This is a genomic window from Microlunatus phosphovorus NM-1 (assembly GCF_000270245.1).
Taxonomy (GTDB): Bacteria; Actinomycetota; Actinomycetes; order Propionibacteriales; family Propionibacteriaceae; genus Microlunatus; species Microlunatus phosphovorus.
In genome coordinates this window covers 2,282,889-2,299,434 of the sequence record NC_015635.1, presented here as the reverse complement: position 1 = coordinate 2,299,434, position 16,546 = coordinate 2,282,889, and the positions used below count along the sequence as shown (strand labels likewise).

Below are 16,546 nucleotides of genomic sequence, written 5' to 3'. Positions count from 1 at the left end.
TGCCACAGATACGGCAGCAGGCTGTAACGCAGCCTGATCCAGTCCCGGGCCAGCTCGAGCGCCTCGTTGCCGAAGGCCCAAGGTTCTCGCGGCCGCAGTCCGTGTGCGCGCATCAGCGGAGACAGGGCACCGAACTGGGTCCAGCGGACGTACAGGGCCGGCGTCAGCTCGGGACCGAAGAAGCCGCCGATGTCGTGACTCCAGAAGCCCGGCGCACTGACCGCGTACGAGAGACCGCCGCGGACCGTGGCCTGCATCCCGGCGACCGTGGACTCCGCGTCGCCGCCCCACTGCCCCGGATAGCGCTGCGAGCCGGCCCAGCCGGAGCGTCCCCAGATCAGTGGCTCCCGGCCCAGATAGGCACCCAGCCCGTCGCTCACCGCGCCGTTGTAGCGCAGTGGGAAGAGGTTGTGCGCGTGATTGGGCGGTGTGCCGTCCGCCAGCGCCGCATCATCCGGCAATCCCTCACCGAAGTCGGTCTTGAACACCGCGACACCGCTGTCCAGGAACTCATGGTGCAACTGCTGCCACCAGGCGCGGGCCGCTGGGTTGGTCAGGTCGATGATCCCCCGGTGCCGACCGTCGGGTGTCGGCGTGCCCCGCAGGTGCGCGATCCTGCCATCCACCGTGCGCACCAGATAGCCGCGCTCGGCAGCCTCGGCATAGCGGGGTGAGGTCGGATCAAGGTACGGCAGCTCCCACACCGACAGCCGCAGCCCCCGGTCGGCGAGATCACTCAGGAACTCGGTCAGGTCGCCGAACCGATCGTTGTTCCAGATGAAGTCGGTGTTCAGCCGGTCGACGATCAGCCAGTCCGGGTCCAGGTGCAGCACATCGCAGGGCACCCGCTCGGCACGCATCCGGTCGGCGACCGCGAGCACCTCGGTCGAGCTGCGGTAGCGGCAACGCCCTTACCACGCACCGAACGACCAGACCGGCGGACAGGGGCCGCGCCCGGTCAACGCCGTGTAGCCGGCCAGCCGCTCGGCGATCGTCGCGCCGAGAACGAGGTACAAGTCGATGGCCGGGTCGTCGTTGGTCAACGACAGCACACTCGGCATCGAGTGCCCGACATCACAGCTGACCCGAGCACCGGTGTTGAGGAAGCCGAGATAGCCCCTGCTGGAGTGCCAGACCGGTACCGGCTTGTAGGTCAGTCCAGTGCCGGTGCCCAGCGCGTCCTCGACCCGCAGATCGAGGAGTTGGCCGTTCTTGATCAACCGGCCGAACTGCTCGCCGAAACCGGTGATGTCCTCGTCCACTTCGAGCTCGAAGCTCATCGTCTGAGTGGACTCGGTGCAGATCAGCGACGGCGCCGTGGGCAGGCCTGCCACCTGCCGCAGTCGCTCCGAGGTCCGCAGCACCACCCGACCGCCGACGGTGACCAGCAGCCGGAACGGATAGCGACCGACCCTGATCCGCAGGTCACCGACGGTGATCTCGATCCGCTCCGGATCCTCGATCACCTGCATCTGGAAAGCTGCAGTAGGTGGCTTCGGGTCGGTCACGATCCCCGTCGGCCGGCGGCGCGCTGCGAATCCGGAGCAACTGCGGACCGAGCACGTCGATCCGGACCCGATGCGGGTGCGGACTCGCCGCCGGTGGATGGAGATCCGGCAGATTCGGCATGGACAGCTCCACTCCGAGCGCCAGCGGATCCTCCCCGGTCAGCCAGCCCGGCGCTCCGTCGAGATGGACACCGGCGAAGCCGTCGACGGCGAGCTCGACGTACTCCGGCCCGACCTCGACATCACTGACGCGGCGTACCAGCACGGGGAGGTCGGACACGATGGTGGGTCAGCCCTTCGTCGCACCGGCGGTGATGCCGGCCACGAAGTAGCGCTGCAGGAACACGTACGCCACCACGATGGGCAGCGAGGACACGATCACACCGGTGAACAGCAACGGATAGTTCGTGAGGAACTCACCCTGGAAGCCGAGCAGAGCCAACGGGAGTGTCTTCTTCTCCGGCGACTGGATGAACAGCAGCGGATAGAGCAGATCGTTCCACTGGATCACGAAGAGGAAGATCGTCGTCGCCGCGATCGACGGAGCCGAGAGCGGCACCGCGATCGAGACGAATGCCCGCATCGGGCCGGCACCGTCGATCTCCCCCGCCTCGAACAACGCCGGCGGCAGCGTCTTCATGAAGCCGCCGAGGATGAAGGTCGCCACCGGCAGGGTGACGGTGATGTTGATGACCACCAGACCGAGCAGGCTGTCGAGCAGCCCCAGACTCTCGAAGAGCACCCGCTGCGGGATCATGTTCGCCTGCGCCGGGATCGCCATCCCCAAGATCAAGAACGCGAAGATCAGGTGGCCTTTCCAGCCGGGGATGCGAGCCACCGCGTACGCCGCCAGACTGGCGATGACCAGGGTCAAGATCACCGAGGTGACCGTCACCAGGATGCTGTTGACGAGCGCCCGGCCGATGCCCTGACTGAAGATCGCCGCCGAGTAGTTGCCCAGCTCCGGCGAGAAGGTCGGCAGGAACGGGTTGGCGAAGAGCTGCTGCTGAGTCTTGAAGCTGCCGAACACGACCACCAGGACGGGTACGGCGATGATCAACGTATAGACGACCACCAGGGCGCGTCGACCGAGATTGAACAGCATGTCAGCTCTCCTCGCTGCGCTGGATGACCTTCAGGCCACGACGTTGGAGCCAGGTCACGACGGCGATCAGCGCCATGAAGATGATCGACTCGGCGGCTGCGTAGCCGTACTGGGAGTTGGCGAAAGTGGTGTAGATACGGGTGGACATGATGTCCATCGAGGCCTTGGGCGGGATGCCCGACAGACCCAGGATCAAGTCGAAGGCCTTGAACGACTGCACGGTCGTGTAGGCGGTGACGATCGCTGTCGCCGGGGCGACCTGTGGCCAGGTGACGTGCACGAAGCGCTGCCAGCGGGTGGCGCCGTCGACCTCGGCGGCCTCGTACAGCTCGCCCGGAATGGACTGCAGACCGGCCACGTAGATCACCATCATCTGACCGATATGCGCCCAGCACTGGGCCAGAGCGACCCAGAAGATGGCGGCCTGGTCATTGCCGAGGAACGCGAGCTGAACCGGTTCGACGGGGATCCCGATCGCCTGCGGAATCTTCGCCAGACCGGCGAGGATGCTGTTGCCGAGACCGAAGGTCGGGTCGTAGATGAACTTCCAGATGAAGGCCACCGAGACCGACGACAGGATCGTCGGGAAGAAGAAGAGCGCCCGCAAACCGATGTTCATGCGTGTGTTCTTCAACACGGCGAGGCCCAGCACCAGGGAGAACAGGGTCTGGACGATCACCACGACGAGCAGGAACTTGAGATTGTTGACGATCGAGTTGGCGAACAGGTCGTCAGCAGTGATCGCCCTGACGAAGTTGTCGACGCCGACCCAGTTGAAGTCTGCGCTGTAGCCGTCCCAGTCGGTCAACGCGAACTGGAACGCCTGCAGTGTCGGGATGGCGAAGAAGATCGTGAAGATCACCAGCGCGGGGAGCGGAAAGAGAAAGAGGGTGGGCCGCGCCTCGGTCGCCGACCGGCGCCTTCGCTTGGACGTCTGCGCGGGGGCGGGCGGGGGTGTCAGTTCTTGCGTGGTCATCGGGCCTCCAGTGAGCGACATCGGTGGCGGTTTGTGGGAGGGGCCGGACCCGGCACCATCCGGCGCCGGGTCGCCTTGGTAGGTCAGATCCGCTGGTCGATGACCTTCTGGGCCTTCGCAGCAGCTTCGGCGGGGTCGGTGCCGCCGACCACCGCGATGCAGCTGCCCTCGACCGCACTGCGGATGTCGAGGTCGTTGAACTGGAATCGCGGTGCCAGCATGAGCGTCTTCTCCAGCCACGGCGCGAGTGCCTTCAGGTCCGGGTTGGTGTACTCGACTCCGGCCACGGACACGTTCTGCACCGTGGCGTTGGCGTACTCGCCCGCGTACTGCTTGTCGGAGAGGAACCGGAGCCACTCGACCGCGGCCGGCTGGACCTTGGAGGCGGCGTTGATGCCGAGGATGAAGGTGGCGTTGTAGCTGCCGAGATACTTGGGATTGCTGTTCACGGTGATCGGCGGCACCAGCTCGAGATCGAACTTGGCACCCAGGGATCGGACCGCCGAGATGTGGTAGCTGCCCGTGCACAGCAGCGCCGCCTTCTCGCTCACGAACAGCTGCTGCAGCGGCTCGACGACCGTCCCCACGGCATTCGGCTGGAAGTAGGGCCGCAACTCCGCGTACTTCTTCAGCATGCCGACGAACCACTCATCGGTGGTCTTCATGGTGCCGGCCTCGATCTGAGCGCACGCATCGTCACTGGGCTGCTCGTTCATCACCATGGTGTTGAACAGCTGGCCGGCATCGCCGGGAGCGTTGCCGGGCCAGGCCAACGGCACCACGCCCTTGGACTTGAGCTTGTCGCACATGTCCAGGAACCCGTCCCAGGTCTCCGGCGGCGCATCGACCCCGGCCGAGGAGAGCAGACTCTTGTTGGCGATCGGCATCGGCAGCACCACCTGGTAGGGCAGGCCGTACTGCTTGCCGTCGGACTTGCCGGCCTCCAACATGGCCGGGTTGTAGTTGGCGACGAAGTCCTCGTTGCTGAGGTCGGTGTAGACCCCGGCCTTGACGAACTGCTGGAACTGTGCGCCGCGGAACGTCGGGAAGACATCTCCCGCAGAGCCGCCCTTGAGCCGGTTGAGCGCCTGGGTCTGGTAGTCGTTCGACGGGCTGATGTCCTGCTCCACCGTGATATCGGGGAACTTGGCTTGGAACTCTTCGATCAGCTTGTCGAATGCGGCCTTGTCCTCGGCGCGCCAGTGGGCGAAGGACACCTCGCCCTTGGCGTCGCCGGTCGCTGGGGCGGCACCCTCGCCGCCCTTGGGAGCGGTCGAACCGGGGCCGGCGCACGCACCGAGCGTGGCAGCGGCGCCGGCCCCGCCCATCAGGGCGAGAAGCGTGCGACGAGAGATGGAGCGGGTCAACCTCCATTGGTGACGGTCTGGTCGAGGTGGCAGGTCACCACTCGACGACGGGGATGCCGAGCAGGTCGGCGGTGGTAGGCAGGTGGGGCGGGACGGCTGTGGTCATGTGCGCGCCGCCATCTGTTCGTCGACGATCGCGGCCAGGTTCTGCAGGCGCTGCACCGCGGCCTCCCGCAGTTGCTGCTCGACGTCGGCCGCCCCGATGCAGCTGGCCCACACGGCGCGACCGGCCAGGAAACCGTTCGCACCTTCACTCATCGCAGTGCGGACTGCTTCGGGGAACAGATCTTGTGGGACACCGGAGCTCAGCACCACCCAGGGGCTGTCGACCGCAGCGGTGATCTCCGCGCAGCGGCGTCGGATCTCCGCCTGGTCGCCCTGGCCTTTCAGCGGCACCTCGGCCTTGTACAGGTCCGCACCGAGTCGACCCAGCTCGCGAGCCGCCGCCAGTACGCCGGCCTCCGTGTCACTCGGGCGGCGGTCGGCCCGGCCACGGGAGACCGGTTCGATGATCGAGATCAGGCCCGTGTTGCGGCAGAGATCGACGAACTGCTCCACCATCGAGACTCGCGGGCCGGCGGGCTCGTCTTCCCGCCACAGCACGAGCAGCTTCAGCGCGACGGCGCCTTGCTCCTTCACCCGCGCCGGAACGACCTGTGGGTCGATGGTGACCCGACCGACCAGTTCACCGTTGGCGGACTCGAAATGATCAGCTGCGGCGATCAGCCCACAGCCGTCCGCGACCGCGTGCTGGTCGACGACGGCGTCGAACGCGAACTGCTTGTCGACCAAGACCGCCGAGGCGTACGGCGTGAGGATCCGGGCGGCAGCGACCTTGAAGTCCTGCAGATCCTGATCGGTGACCGGCTCTGCGGTGTGCTCGGCGAACATGTTCCGCATTGCCTCACGCTGGTCCACGGCCAGCATGGCGAATCCGCCTCCGGATCGCTGTAGCGGAGACAGGTCGGTACCGGCACGGACATGCGCCATTGAGGTCACTCCTAGGTGAGATCGGACGAAGCAGCCGATGGATCCGGCTGGCTGGCCAGGAAGGTGTTGAGCTCGGACAAGGTGGGGATCGCCCCTCGACCGTCGAGCACTCGGCAAGACAGCGCCGCCGTGGCGTTCGCGCGGCATACGGCATCGGGAAGTGGATGATCGTCGGCCAGCGCGGCGACCAGCGCACCGTGGAAGACATCGCCCGCCCCGAGGGTGCTGACGACCTCGACAGAGAAGGTTGGCACCTGGGTCAACGCCCCGGTCCACTCCGAAAGCCTGGGCCATGTCGGTAACGTAACACAGCCTGGTGTTAAGTCAACATCGATTCGTGTCGCATTTCGAACGTGTAATATCCTCCCCATGAGGGGCCAGACTTGGTGACCGAGACGCAAGCCCCACGGATGACGGTCGAGGAGCGCGCAGCGGCGATCCTGGCCGAGTTGCAACGCTCAGGGTTTGCCTCGATCAGCGCGCTCCGCGCTCCACCGCCGCGGCGCTGGAGCTCTCGGTGGATGTGTGTTTTCTCGGTGCCAACAGCATCGACGCCACCGGCACGTACCTGCGTGGTGACCGCGAGTCCCCCATCAAATCCGCACTCATTCAACGGGCGTCGCGCGTCGTGCTGCTTGTCGACGGTGCCAAGCTGACCCACACCGCTCCGGTGAAGCTGGTCGACCTCGACGCGCTGTCGAGCATCGTCACGAACGGCCCCGTTCCCGCAGAGCTGCGGGAACGGGGCGATGCCCTTGATGTCGACCTGGTCCTTGTGTCGAAGATCAAACACTAAGCCGTCGATCGAGTCCACCCCTGCGACCGATTCACCACAATACGTTGTATCTCTAACATTTGATGTTGAGTTATTATCAGATCGAGGCTGGATCTCTAGCGGAACGAGGGTCACATGGCATGGCTGTCATCTCCGGCGCACGCACGCTGGTTGGAGACGGAAGCAGATCGAACATTCGAGTTCGGACGGAACGCCGTGGTGCCCACCGGTTTCGGCTGGCTCAGCAACCAAGGCGTCGTTCGTGGCGACATGCCGACTCAGTTGTGGATCACGGCGAGGATGATCCATGTCTACTCCCTGGCGTCCCTGCTCGGTCGTCCGGGTGCCGGGGTGCTTGCCGATCACGGCATCGAGGCGCTGACCAGGCACTTCTGGGATCAGACCAACGACGGTTGGTATTCCTCAGTCAACGAGGACGGACCGGTGGAGCGAGACAAGCCCGGGTACGCCCACTTCTTCGTGCTTCTCGGCGCGGCCAGCGCGAGTGCTGCCGGGCGGCCTGAGGCGCACAAGCTTCTCGACCGAGCGATCGAGGTGATCGAGCGCTACTACTGGAGTGAGAGCGAGCAGATGTGCCGCGAGCTCTGGAACGAGACCTTCACTGAGACCGAGGCCTACCGCGGCGGCAACGTGAACATGCATGCCGTCGAAGCGTTCCTGGTGGTCGCCGATGTCACTGGCGACCACAAGTGGCTGGATCGGGCACTCACCATCGCGCAGCGGATCATTCACGGTGTGGCGCGGAACAACAGCTATCGCGTGGTCGAGCACTTCGACGAATCGTGGACGCCGCTGTTCGACTACAACTCCGAGAATCGGGCCCACCGATTTCGCGCCTACGGCGGAACTCCGGGGCACTGGACCGAATGGTCTCGGCTGCTGATCTCGCTGAAGGACAGCCTCCGAGCGCGTGGCATGGAGGCGCCGGACTGGCTCGTCGAAGACGCGGCTGGCCTGTTCGACGCGGCGGTCCGGGATGCCTGGGAGCCGGACGGCAAGCGCGGCTTCGTCTACACCGTCGGCTGGGACGGGCAGCCGATTGTCCGAGAGCGCATCCGGTGGGTCGTCGTGGAGGCGATGGGTGGCGCTGCGGCGCTCTACCGCGAGACTGGCGATCAGAAATACGACCAGTGGTACGAGCGCTTCTGGGACTATGCGCGCACGTACCTGATGGACATGGAGGGCGGCTCCTGGCATCAGGAACTCGACCCGGACAATCGACCGACCCAGGAAGTCTGGGATGGCAAGCCGGACATCTATCACCTGATGCACTGCCTGCTCGTGCCCCGGCTCCCCCTGGCCCCGGCGATGGCTCCGGCCCTCGCCGCAGGTCTTCTCGACTCCGTACTCTGACGGAGCCAGCGAGGTGCCGTGTCAGGTCAGGTTCCTGACCTGACACGGCACAGTGACGTCAGACACTGCTCGTCGACTTCAGACGCTGCTCGTGGCCCTCGCTACCCAGCTGTCCAGATCCACCAGGAACACGTCCGCGTGGGCGCCAGCCGTGGGGTCCGCGGCAAGAGCGCCGAACTCCACCGGGTCGTACTCGAGCCGGAAGACGCCCACCCGCCAGCCAGCCGCAGATGCCACGTCTGCACCCACCATCGCCGCCAACGGGATCATGAAGGCTGCCTCCCACCCCTCGACCTTGCCATCCTCGTCGCGATGGATCCACGCGGCGGTCGCGAGACCCTCGCAGGACCAGGAATCGTCGAAGACCTGAGCGGGGGTTCCCGGGTCGTGGACCAGGAGGTCGCGCGTCGTGCCGAGCGGGCTCAGTTGAAACTCGTAGAGGCGCGGATCGCCGGGCGGACGCAGATAGACCTGGACGGCCCCCTCCTGCCAGACCTTGTCCTTGTAGTGCGTCATCGTGGCTCGAATGCTCCGCGCCGCGCAGACGAACCTGGCCACCAGTCTGTCGTCCGCGCGGACGAGCTGGACAGCGGTTGACATCCACAGCGCGGAGCCCGATCGCGCATTGATGAGCTGACGGGTGGGGACACCGACCCACCCGCTGGGAACGATCAGCTCCGACGCAGCGAATGTCACAGGTCAGGCCTCGATCAGCTGCGCGGCCGAGCTGGTCTCCTGGCCGAACTTGACTCGCCAATCGAGGTCGGCAAGAGACTCGCGGGTGACCATCGTGTTGCCCGCCACGGCGACCTGTGCCGCATGGCAGGTGAGCATGTTCTCCAGCCCGGTCCGCCAGTTCGTGTAAGGCTCGATCCCGTCGAGAACAGCTGCCGCGAAGGCATCGGCCATCTCGTAGTAGCCGTTGTGGTACTGCGCGGGCAGCGGACTCGTGGTCGGCACAATCGTCCGGGTGCCGGCGTCGGTCTCGACGGCGAACTGCTCGAACGTGCCGCGGATCGTTCCCTTGTCACCGATCAGCAGGAAGTCCTCGGAACGGGTCAGAGGCTGCCGGAAGTAGCTGAAGGTGTGCGCGGCACGGAAGCCCGGGTAGTCGATGATCAGCACGCCGCTGTCCTCGAACTCGAAGTCGTCCGGGAAGGTCTCCTGGCCGCCGAATCCGGCGATCGCCCGCCAGGGCAGCTCACCGCTCAGCCGGTAGATCATGTCGAGCCAGTGGACGCCCTCCTTGATCATCGAGCCGTCCACCTCGGCGTACTTCTTGCGATGAACCGGGCGCCACGGACCGCGGTCGAAGTCGAAGCGAAGCTGACGCGGAGTGCCGATCTCGCCGGTCGCAATGACCTCACGCACCGCCGTCGCGAAACCGCTGTAGCTCACCTGGAAACCGAGCATGAAGTGGTTCGGATGCTGACGCGCGCTATCGGCGATGGCGAACGCCTCGTCCAGCGTGCGGGCCATCGGCTTGGTCGACAGCACGTCCTTGCCGGCCTCCAGCGCCTTGATCGCATACTCGGCATGCAAGAGGTCTGGCAGCACGAGAATCACGGCGTCGATGTCGTCGCGCGCGAGCACGTCGTCGAAGTCAGGGAGGTACTCGACGTCTGCAAAGCCCGCCGCCTTGCGAGACTCGCGTACCCACTCCTTGTGATGCGGGAACAGCGCCGCGCTCTCGTCGACCTTGTCGACATCCTCCTCGCCAGTCAGCCAACGCCAGCGCTGTGGGTTCTGGTCGCACACGGCAACCAGCGTGTACCGCGGGTGGTGAAGAGTCGTGTAGACGTCTTCGAGTCCCTGCACCAGGCCGACAACGGCGCAGCGGACGGTTTCGCAAGGCATGAGTTTCCTTCGTTGATAGGGGCTTGTGTAGAGGCTCTCGCGCATGGCCGAACGGTGACAGTGGAAAGAGGTCCGACCACTGTCCATTTTATCACTCCTCCTCTGCGCTCGGCCAGGGTCAGGCGAGCAAGGCGGCGATCACGATCAGCGCCGGTACGGCCAGAATCGTGGTGAGAATGATCGCGTCCCTGGCCAGGATGACCGCACGCTGGTATCGAACGGCATGGGTGAACACGTTCTGCGCGGTCGGCAGTCCGGCCACCACGGCCACGGCGAAGACGTCCTGCCCCTCGAGGCCCAGGGCAAACTTGGCGATCAGGATGGCGACCAACGGCTGGACGACGAGTTTCAGAGCGACGATCGTCGCAACTTGGCTGCTCTGCTCCCCCGACCCCGGCCGCGGACCCATCCGCAGGGACACCCCGTACGCGAGCAGCATCCCGGGAATGGCCATTCCGGCAATCAACTCGAGCGGATCGGCGACGAGCCGTGGTAACTCGAAGCCGGTGATCGAGAGGAGCAGACCGGCCAGCGCGCCGACCGTCAGCGGATTGCGAAACGGCCGGGTCAGCATCGAGACGAGCCAGTCTCGCCGGGAGATGTCGCGGCCGGCACCCGAGGCCAGGTCGAGCAACATCAGGCCGATCGGCTGCAGGACCAGCATCTGGGTCAGCAGCATCGGCACGATGTAGCCGACGTTGCCCAGCGCGTACGCGGTGATGGGCAGACCCAGGTTGCCGGCGTTGACGTAGCAGGAGGCGAAGGTGCCGATGACGGTATCGCCCAGATTCCGGCGCCACACCAGGCGCGCCAACCCGATCCAGACAACGGCCGAGACGAGCACGCTGCCGATGGAGGCGACGAGGTTGGCAGAGAACACGTGGCTGACGTCGGTGTCACCGAGGACTGTGACCATCAGACACGGACTGGCCACGAAGAAGGAGAGTTGGATCAGCGTCCGCTGGCCGCCTTCGTCCAGGATCCGCCATTGAGCCAGGGCGGCGCCGACTCCGATGACCGCGGCGATGGTCACGAACCCGGCGAGCACTCCGAGCACGTGCTTGCTCTCCTCCTTCTCGACCAGGTCAGGTGCGACCCATCATCGTCGTGCCCGGCACTTGCCACCGAACCAGTCTCAACAACCTCGGGTCTCTAGAGTTGTCGACGGCAGCAGCGGTGGGTGGTAGCCGCCCACCACGTTTCGGCATCCACCCGACAGGAGGCGTCCGTTGTCCGGTCCGGTCGTTCCCTGGGCGTACGACGCCAATGCCATGGCCGTGCTGCAGTCTCGCGGACCGCGGTCCAAGCTGACCGTACTGTCGATTGCCATCCTCGGGCTGGCACTGGTGCTGGTGGTCATCTTGCTGCTGATGGTCGGCGGGCCCCGTCCGGTGCTGATCTCCGCTCTGGCGGCCGCCGCCTCGTTTCCACTGCTGATCTGGTTCTTCTTCTGGTTGGACCGTTGGGAACCCGAGCCGGCCCGCTATCGCTGGGCGGCGTTGGCCTGGGGCGGCAGCGCCGCGGTGCTGATCGGCGCCGGGGCGCAGTTCCTGCTGTCGGCCTTCAGCCGATCAGAGTTCCTGGGCGCCGTGGTGTTCGCCCCGGTGACCGAGGAGTTCGCCAAGGGTCTGTTCCTGGTGCTGGTGTTCTGGCTACGTCCGGCTCAGCTGCACGGCGTCGTCGACAGCATCGTCTACGCGTGCCTGGCCGGTATCGGCTTCGCCTACACCGAGGACGTCTTGTACTACTCCAGCGCGTTGACCGACGGTGGGCCGAACGAACTGGCGGCAACCGTGGTCATCCGCGGGCTGTTCAGTCCGTTCGCGCATCCGCTGTTCACGTCCGCGATCGGTATCGGCGTCGGCGTTGCGGTGACCGCCAGGACCCTCCAGGTCAAGGTGCTCGCTCCCCTGCTCGGCTATCTGGTCGCCGTGCTGCTGCACGCGACCTGGAACGGCAGCACGATGGTGGCCGAGGGTCGCGGCTTCCTGATCGCGTATGTGCTGATCATGCTGCCGGCGCTGGCCGTCCTCATCGTGCTGGCGGCCCGAGCCCGGCGAAACGAGGGGCGACTCGTCCAGCGAGCGCTCACCGACGCTCAGCAGCGCGGCTGGATCACGCCAGCCGATATCGCCCTCGCAGGCAGCCTGCAGGCACGAAGGGCCGCTTGCCGGTCGGCCAAGCTGCACGGCGGCGCCCCCGCCAAACAGCTGATGGAGACCTACACCAACGACCTGACTCTGTTGGCCTTCCTGCACGACGCGGTGATGACTTCGCCGCTGCCGCCGGATCCCAAGGTTGCCCTGCAGGTCGGTGATCTGCTCGTGCGTACGCAGATCCTGCGTCCGTATGTGTTTCCAGGCCCCTAATAGCAGCACTCCGCGAGGGCTCGAACCCTCGCGGAGTCGTGCTGCTCCCGTCAGAGGCCGATCACACGCACGTCGTGCCCCTCGGTCAGCAGGTGCAGATCGTCGCCAATGCTTCCGAATCCAGGATGACGACGCGGAGTGTCGGGTCAGTCACCGCATCTCGTCCGCGTAACGACGAACAAGGGCATCATCAAGTGGACCGGACTCATCGACGAGTTCGGCCAGTTCGTCGCGTTCGAGTTGACGCCGGAGAGCGTCGGCGACGTACGCCGACACCTTTCCGCGCGGCGCATGCCTACGCACAGCCTCCAGGACGTCCGACGGGATGGTCCAAGAGGCCCTCTCATAGCTGGGCTCGGCCGACATAACGTCGATCCTACTGCCAATCTGATTGGCTACCGGGCAGGGCCTGTGTTTCCGAGCCTTTCCTAGCCTTCCCGTCCTCGGATGGACCCGTTCGTTGCCTAGAGTTCGCGGATGCCCATCCAGTCACGCATATTCGTCAGATCAGCTGTCTCGGTCCTGACCTCGATCGCCGCGATGGCGGCTCTCACCAGTTGCTCGGGCTCGGCCGAGCCCGAGCAGTCCGGCACGCCGGCCCCGACGAGTGCGGCTCCCTCGAGCCCAGGTCCCTCGAGCGCTGCCACCGAGTCGGCACCGGCCTCTCCGACGCCCGGCTCTGGCACCGTCAGCGCCGCGCCGCCCTCCGCCGGCACCACCCCGGTCACCGCGGCGGATGGGGCGATCAGTTGGACCCTGCCCTGTGCCAAGCCGCGAACACAGACGATGGATCTCAACAAGCGGGCTAAGAAGGTCATCAAGAGCATGACCGGCTGGGCCTGTGGTCAAGGCGCCGGCACGACCGCCGGCGTCTTCGTGGTCGAACTGCAGAAGACCCCGGCCACCGACGACGATGCCCACCGCGAACTCCGCGGCCTGGTTGAGCAGGCCTTGTCCGGTGCCGAAAAGCCGAAGCACGGCACCTTCCAGGGCCATCCGGGCATCAGCGGCCAGGTCAAGATCAGATCCGACAGCGCGACCGGCTACCAGGCCGTTGCTGTCGGTCCTTGGCTCGCGGTCTTCGCCATGACTCCCCCGGACGATCTGTCCGAGCTGGTCGACACCGTACGCGTCAACTGACCGACGTGGCCCGCCCCGCCCGACCCGGAGGTCTTTGGTCAGAAGACCCTCTCTCCTGCGGCTTCTGACCAAAGCTCCGGGTGAGAACCTGCTCCGCGTCTCGTCGGCGGAACCCGGGACCGGACGCACGAGGGCCGGGACGTTCCCGCGGGAACGTCCCGGCCCTCTCGCTTACCGTCAGCTCTGCCGAGTCAGCTCTGCCGACCGGCCTTGCCGGTCAGCTGCAGCCGCTGGTGCTGCCGCAGCCCTCGCACACGTAGCAGCTGCCGCTGGGCCGCATCTTCGTACCGCAGGTCAGGCAGAGCGGTGCGTCGACACTGGTGCCGGTGATCGCCTCGAACAGCTCCGAGGTGGTCCGGGCACCGGCCGGAGCGGCGGTCGCGACCGCGTGCCCCGCGTCGGTGTCGACGTCGTCGCCGGCGTCGTTCTTCAGCGACTCCGACTCGATCTCCTCGACGGCTTCCTCCGGCAGGTATGACCCGGTCTCCAGCTGCCGAGCGCGCTCGGCCGCGGTGTAGATGCCGAGCTCGGCCCGCTCGTCGAAGGTCAGGTAGTCCAGCGCCAGTCGGCGGAAGATGTAGTCCATGATCGACTGCGCCATCCGGATGTCCGGGTCGTCGGTCAGGCCGGCCGGCTCGAACTTCAGGTTGCTGAACTTCTGCACATAGGTCTCCAGCGGGACGCCGTACTGCAGACCGATCGAGACCGCGATCGAGAAGGCGTCCATCACACCGGCCAGGGTCGAGCCCTGCTTGCCCAGCTTCAGGAACACCTCGCCCAGACCGTCATCGGGATAGGAGCCGGAGGTCATGTAGCCCTCCGCACCGCCGACAGAGAACGACGTCGTCCGGCTCGGCCGCGACTTCGGCAGCCGCTTGCGCGTCGGCCGGTAGACGACCTTCTCGACCACCTGGGGCTCGGCTACGGCCGCAGGAGCCTCGTCGGACTTCTTGTCCGCCTTGCCGTCGCTGAGCGGCTGACCCACCTTGCAATTGTCCCGGTAGACCGCGAGCGCCTTCAAGCCGAGCTTCCAACCCTGCAGGTAGACCTCGGCGATCTCCTCGACGGTCGCCGACTCCGGCAGGTTGACGGTCTTGGAGATGGCGCCGGACAGGAACGGTTGAGCGGCCGCCATCATCCGCACGTGTCCCATCGGCTTGATCGCCCGCTGACCCATCGCGGTGTCGAAGACCTCGTAGTGCTCCGGCCGCAGCCCGGGCGCGTCGACGACATGGCCGTGCTCGGCGATGTACTCCACGATCGCCTCGGCCGTCTCGGTGGTGTAGCCGAGCTTCTTCAGCGCCCTCGGGATGGTCTGGTTGACGATCTGCATCGAGCCGCCGCCGACCAGCTTCTTGAACTTCACCAGGGAGAAGTCGGGCTCCACACCGGTGGTGTCGCAGTCCATCATGAAACCGATGGTGCCGGTCGGCGCGAGCACGCTGGCCTGCGCGTTGCGGAAGCCGTTGGTCTCACCGAGCTTGATCACGCCGCCCCAGGCCGCCGTCGCCCGCTTGTGGATGTCGGTGTCCATCGAGCCGAGGGTGCGCAGCGAGTCGTTGGCCGCCTGATGCTTGCGCATCACCCGCTTGTGCGCATCGGCGTTGCGGGCATAGCCGGCGTACGGGCCGACGATGCCGGCGAGTTCGGCCGACCGGCGGTAGGAGACACCGGTCATCAGCGACGTAATCGCCCCGGCCACCGCCCGACCGCCGTCGGAGTCGTACCCGTGACCGGTGGCCATCAGCAGGGCACCCAGGTTGGCGTACCCGATGCCGAGCTGACGGTAGTCGCGGGTGGTCTGGCCGATGGATTCGGTCGGGAAGTCGGCGAAGCAGATCGAGATGTCCATCGCGGTGATGATCAGCTCGACGGCCTGCTCGAACCGCTCGGCGTCGAAGGTGTCGTCGTCGGTCAAGAACTTCAACAGGTTGAGGCTGGCCAGGTTGCAGGAGCTGTTGTCCAGACTCATGTACTCCGAGCAGGGATTGGACGCGGTGATCCGGCCGGTCTCGGGGTTGGTGTGCCAGTCGTTGATGGTGTCGTCGTACTGGATGCCGGGATCGGCGCACTCCCAGGCCGCCTTGGCGATCTTGTCGAACAGGGTCTTGGCGTCGACGGTCTCGATCACCCTGTTGTCGGTACGGGCGCGCAGATCGAAGCTCTTGCCCTCCTCGACCGCATGCATGAACGTGTCGGAGACCCGGACCGAGTTGTTGGCGTTCTGGTACTGCACCGAGGTGATGTCGCGGCCGCCCAGGTCCATGTCGAAGCCGGCGTCCCGCAGCGCGCGGATCTTGTTCTCTTCGCGTGCCTTGGTCTCGACGAACTCCTCGATGTCGGGGTGATCGACGTCCAGCACCACCATCTTGGCCGCCCGCCGGGTAGCGCCACCGGACTTGATGGTGCCCGCGCTGGCGTCGGCGCCACGCATGAAGGACACCGGGCCGGAGGCGGTGCCACCGGAGCTGAGCAGTTCCTTGCTGGACCGGATCCGGGACAGGTTCAGACCGGCACCGGAGCCACCCTTGAAGATGAACCCCTCCTCCTTGTACCAGTTCAGGATCGAGTCCATCGAGTCGTCGACGCTGAGAATGAAGCAGGCGCTCACCTGCTGCGGCGACTTGGTCCCGACGTTGAACCAGACGGGTGAGTTGAACGAGAAGTACTGGTGCAGCAGCATCCAGGTCAACTCGTGCTCGAAGACGTCCGCGGACTCGGTGTCGGCGAAGTAGCCGAAGTCCTCGCCGGCCTTGCGGTAGGTCTTCACCACCCGGTCGATCAGCTGCTTGAGGCCGGTCTCCCGAGCATCGGTGCCGAGGGCGCCACGGAAGTACTTCGTGGTGACGATGGTGGAGGCGTTCACGCTCCAGAAGTCCGGAAACTCCGTACCCTTCTGCTCGAAAACGACCTCGCCGGTCTTCCAGTTGGTCTGGACGACGTCGCGCCGCTCCCAAGTGACCTCGTCGTACGGATGCACCCCCGGGGTGCTGAACACCGGGGTGATCCGCAGCGCGCTGTTGCGGCCACGGCCCATCCGCTTGTCGGCGCGCCCGTTGGTGGCTCGGGTGGTCTCGGTCATTGC

17 protein-coding genes and 1 pseudogene are annotated in these 16,546 nt (G+C 65.9%); 4 read left to right on the top strand and 14 right to left on the bottom strand.

The features are described from left to right. Positions 1-11: 11 nt before the first annotated feature. The 8 genes and pseudogenes from MLP_RS10430 to MLP_RS10400 form a co-directional block, all read right to left on the bottom strand. Positions 12-893 (bottom strand): annotated as a pseudogene (locus MLP_RS10430) (TIM-barrel domain-containing protein); the annotation flags it as partial. Positions 894-911: 18 nt separating this feature from the next. Continuing rightward, entirely contained in the window at positions 912-1,472 is a 561-nt protein-coding gene (locus tag MLP_RS26265) for a glycoside hydrolase (protein ID WP_013863042.1), read from the bottom strand. Next, a complete protein-coding gene (locus MLP_RS10425; protein WP_013863041.1) occupies positions 1,426-1,788 on the bottom strand; it encodes a hypothetical protein in 363 nt (120 codons plus the stop codon). The genes MLP_RS26265 and MLP_RS10425 overlap by 47 nt, the downstream gene beginning before the upstream one ends. A gap of 9 nt (positions 1,789-1,797) precedes the next feature. Continuing rightward, positions 1,798-2,613: a carbohydrate ABC transporter permease gene (locus MLP_RS10420; protein WP_013863040.1), complete on the bottom strand. Its 816-nt coding sequence runs from the start codon at positions 2,611-2,613 to the stop codon at positions 1,798-1,800. 1 nt (position 2,614) lies between these two features. After that, positions 2,615-3,589: a carbohydrate ABC transporter permease gene (locus MLP_RS10415; protein ID WP_013863039.1), complete on the bottom strand. Its 975-nt coding sequence runs from the start codon at positions 3,587-3,589 to the stop codon at positions 2,615-2,617. Between the two features lie 83 nt (positions 3,590-3,672). After that, the gene (locus MLP_RS10410; protein ID WP_197536540.1) at positions 3,673-4,956 is read right to left on the bottom strand and encodes an ABC transporter substrate-binding protein; all 1,284 of its coding nucleotides are present in this window, start codon (positions 4,954-4,956) and stop codon (positions 3,673-3,675) included. A gap of 102 nt (positions 4,957-5,058) precedes the next feature. Then, on the bottom strand, positions 5,059-5,946 hold the full coding sequence (locus tag MLP_RS10405; RefSeq protein ID WP_013863037.1) for an aldolase: 888 nt from the start codon (positions 5,944-5,946) through the stop codon (positions 5,059-5,061). An 11-nt stretch (positions 5,947-5,957) separates the two neighbouring features. Then, positions 5,958-6,200 (bottom strand): PfkB family carbohydrate kinase, encoded by a 243-nt coding sequence (locus MLP_RS10400; protein WP_013863036.1) that lies wholly within the window; start codon positions 6,198-6,200, stop codon positions 5,958-5,960. Positions 6,201-6,463: 263 nt separating this feature from the next. Between MLP_RS10400 and MLP_RS10395 the strand changes: the two genes are divergently transcribed. Both MLP_RS10395 and MLP_RS10390 read left to right on the top strand, forming a co-directional pair. Beyond that, on the top strand, positions 6,464-6,742 hold the full coding sequence (locus MLP_RS10395; protein WP_013863035.1) for a DeoR/GlpR family DNA-binding transcription regulator: 279 nt from the start codon (positions 6,464-6,466) through the stop codon (positions 6,740-6,742). A 198-nt stretch (positions 6,743-6,940) separates the two neighbouring features. Next, positions 6,941-8,095, top strand: coding sequence for an AGE family epimerase/isomerase (locus tag MLP_RS10390; protein ID WP_269453384.1), 1,155 nt, complete (start codon positions 6,941-6,943; stop codon positions 8,093-8,095). 78 nt (positions 8,096-8,173) lie between these two features. Here the strand turns inward: MLP_RS10390 and MLP_RS10385 are convergent, their stop codons facing one another. From MLP_RS10385 to MLP_RS10375, 3 genes are all read right to left on the bottom strand, one after another. After that, positions 8,174-8,695: a carbohydrate-binding family 9-like protein gene (locus tag MLP_RS10385; RefSeq protein WP_156821113.1), complete on the bottom strand. Its 522-nt coding sequence runs from the start codon at positions 8,693-8,695 to the stop codon at positions 8,174-8,176. A gap of 99 nt (positions 8,696-8,794) precedes the next feature. Next, on the bottom strand, positions 8,795-9,952 hold the full coding sequence (locus MLP_RS10380; protein ID WP_013863032.1) for a Gfo/Idh/MocA family protein: 1,158 nt from the start codon (positions 9,950-9,952) through the stop codon (positions 8,795-8,797). Between the two features lie 118 nt (positions 9,953-10,070). Next, positions 10,071-11,009, bottom strand: a complete 939-nt coding sequence (locus MLP_RS10375) for an AEC family transporter (RefSeq protein WP_013863031.1) — start codon at positions 11,007-11,009, stop codon at positions 10,071-10,073. Positions 11,010-11,181: 172 nt separating this feature from the next. On the opposite strand from MLP_RS10375, the gene MLP_RS10370 reads away from it, so the two are divergent. Beyond that, a complete protein-coding gene (locus tag MLP_RS10370) occupies positions 11,182-12,321 on the top strand; it encodes a PrsW family intramembrane metalloprotease (RefSeq protein ID WP_013863030.1) in 1,140 nt (379 codons plus the stop codon). A gap of 150 nt (positions 12,322-12,471) precedes the next feature. On the opposite strand, the gene MLP_RS10365 is transcribed toward MLP_RS10370, so the two are convergent. After that, positions 12,472-12,687, bottom strand: a complete 216-nt coding sequence (locus MLP_RS10365; RefSeq protein ID WP_049804516.1) for a hypothetical protein — start codon at positions 12,685-12,687, stop codon at positions 12,472-12,474. Between the two features lie 98 nt (positions 12,688-12,785). Continuing rightward, entirely contained in the window at positions 12,786-13,091 is a 306-nt protein-coding gene (locus MLP_RS10360) for a hypothetical protein (RefSeq protein ID WP_041789946.1), read from the bottom strand. Between the two features lie 16 nt (positions 13,092-13,107). Between MLP_RS10360 and MLP_RS10355 the strand changes: the two genes are divergently transcribed. Then, positions 13,108-13,461 carry a hypothetical protein gene (locus MLP_RS10355; protein ID WP_041789945.1) on the top strand — a complete coding sequence of 118 codons (354 nt, stop codon included), beginning with the start codon at positions 13,108-13,110 and terminating at the stop codon, positions 13,459-13,461. Positions 13,462-13,678: 217 nt separating this feature from the next. On the opposite strand, the gene MLP_RS10350 is transcribed toward MLP_RS10355, so the two are convergent. Then, positions 13,679-16,543: a vitamin B12-dependent ribonucleotide reductase gene (locus tag MLP_RS10350; RefSeq protein ID WP_013863026.1), complete on the bottom strand. Its 2,865-nt coding sequence runs from the start codon at positions 16,541-16,543 to the stop codon at positions 13,679-13,681. Between the last annotated feature and the right edge of the window lie 3 nt (positions 16,544-16,546).

What these genes read in the sequence shown, in the direction of transcription:
- MLP_RS10380 (WP_013863032.1), bottom strand. Translation starts at nt 9,952, where the DNA reads ATGCCTTGCGAAACCGTCCGCTGCGCCGTTGTCGGCCTGGTGCAGGGA.
- MLP_RS10365 (WP_049804516.1), bottom strand. Translation starts at nt 12,687, where the DNA reads ATGTCGGCCGAGCCCAGCTATGAGAGGGCCTCTTGGACCATCCCGTCG.
- MLP_RS10385 (WP_156821113.1), bottom strand. Translation starts at nt 8,695, where the DNA reads ATGTCAACCGCTGTCCAGCTCGTCCGCGCGGACGACAGACTGGTGGCC.
- MLP_RS10350 (WP_013863026.1), bottom strand. Translation starts at nt 16,543, where the DNA reads ATGACCGAGACCACCCGAGCCACCAACGGGCGCGCCGACAAGCGGATG.
- MLP_RS10420 (WP_013863040.1), bottom strand. Translation starts at nt 2,613, where the DNA reads ATGCTGTTCAATCTCGGTCGACGCGCCCTGGTGGTCGTCTATACGTTG.
- MLP_RS10415 (WP_013863039.1), bottom strand. Translation starts at nt 3,589, where the DNA reads ATGACCACGCAAGAACTGACACCCCCGCCCGCCCCCGCGCAGACGTCC.
- MLP_RS10405 (WP_013863037.1), bottom strand. Translation starts at nt 5,946, where the DNA reads ATGGCGCATGTCCGTGCCGGTACCGACCTGTCTCCGCTACAGCGATCC.
- MLP_RS26265 (WP_013863042.1), bottom strand. Translation starts at nt 1,472, where the DNA reads ATGCAGGTGATCGAGGATCCGGAGCGGATCGAGATCACCGTCGGTGAC.
- MLP_RS10355 (WP_041789945.1), top strand. Translation starts at nt 13,108, where the DNA reads ATGGATCTCAACAAGCGGGCTAAGAAGGTCATCAAGAGCATGACCGGC.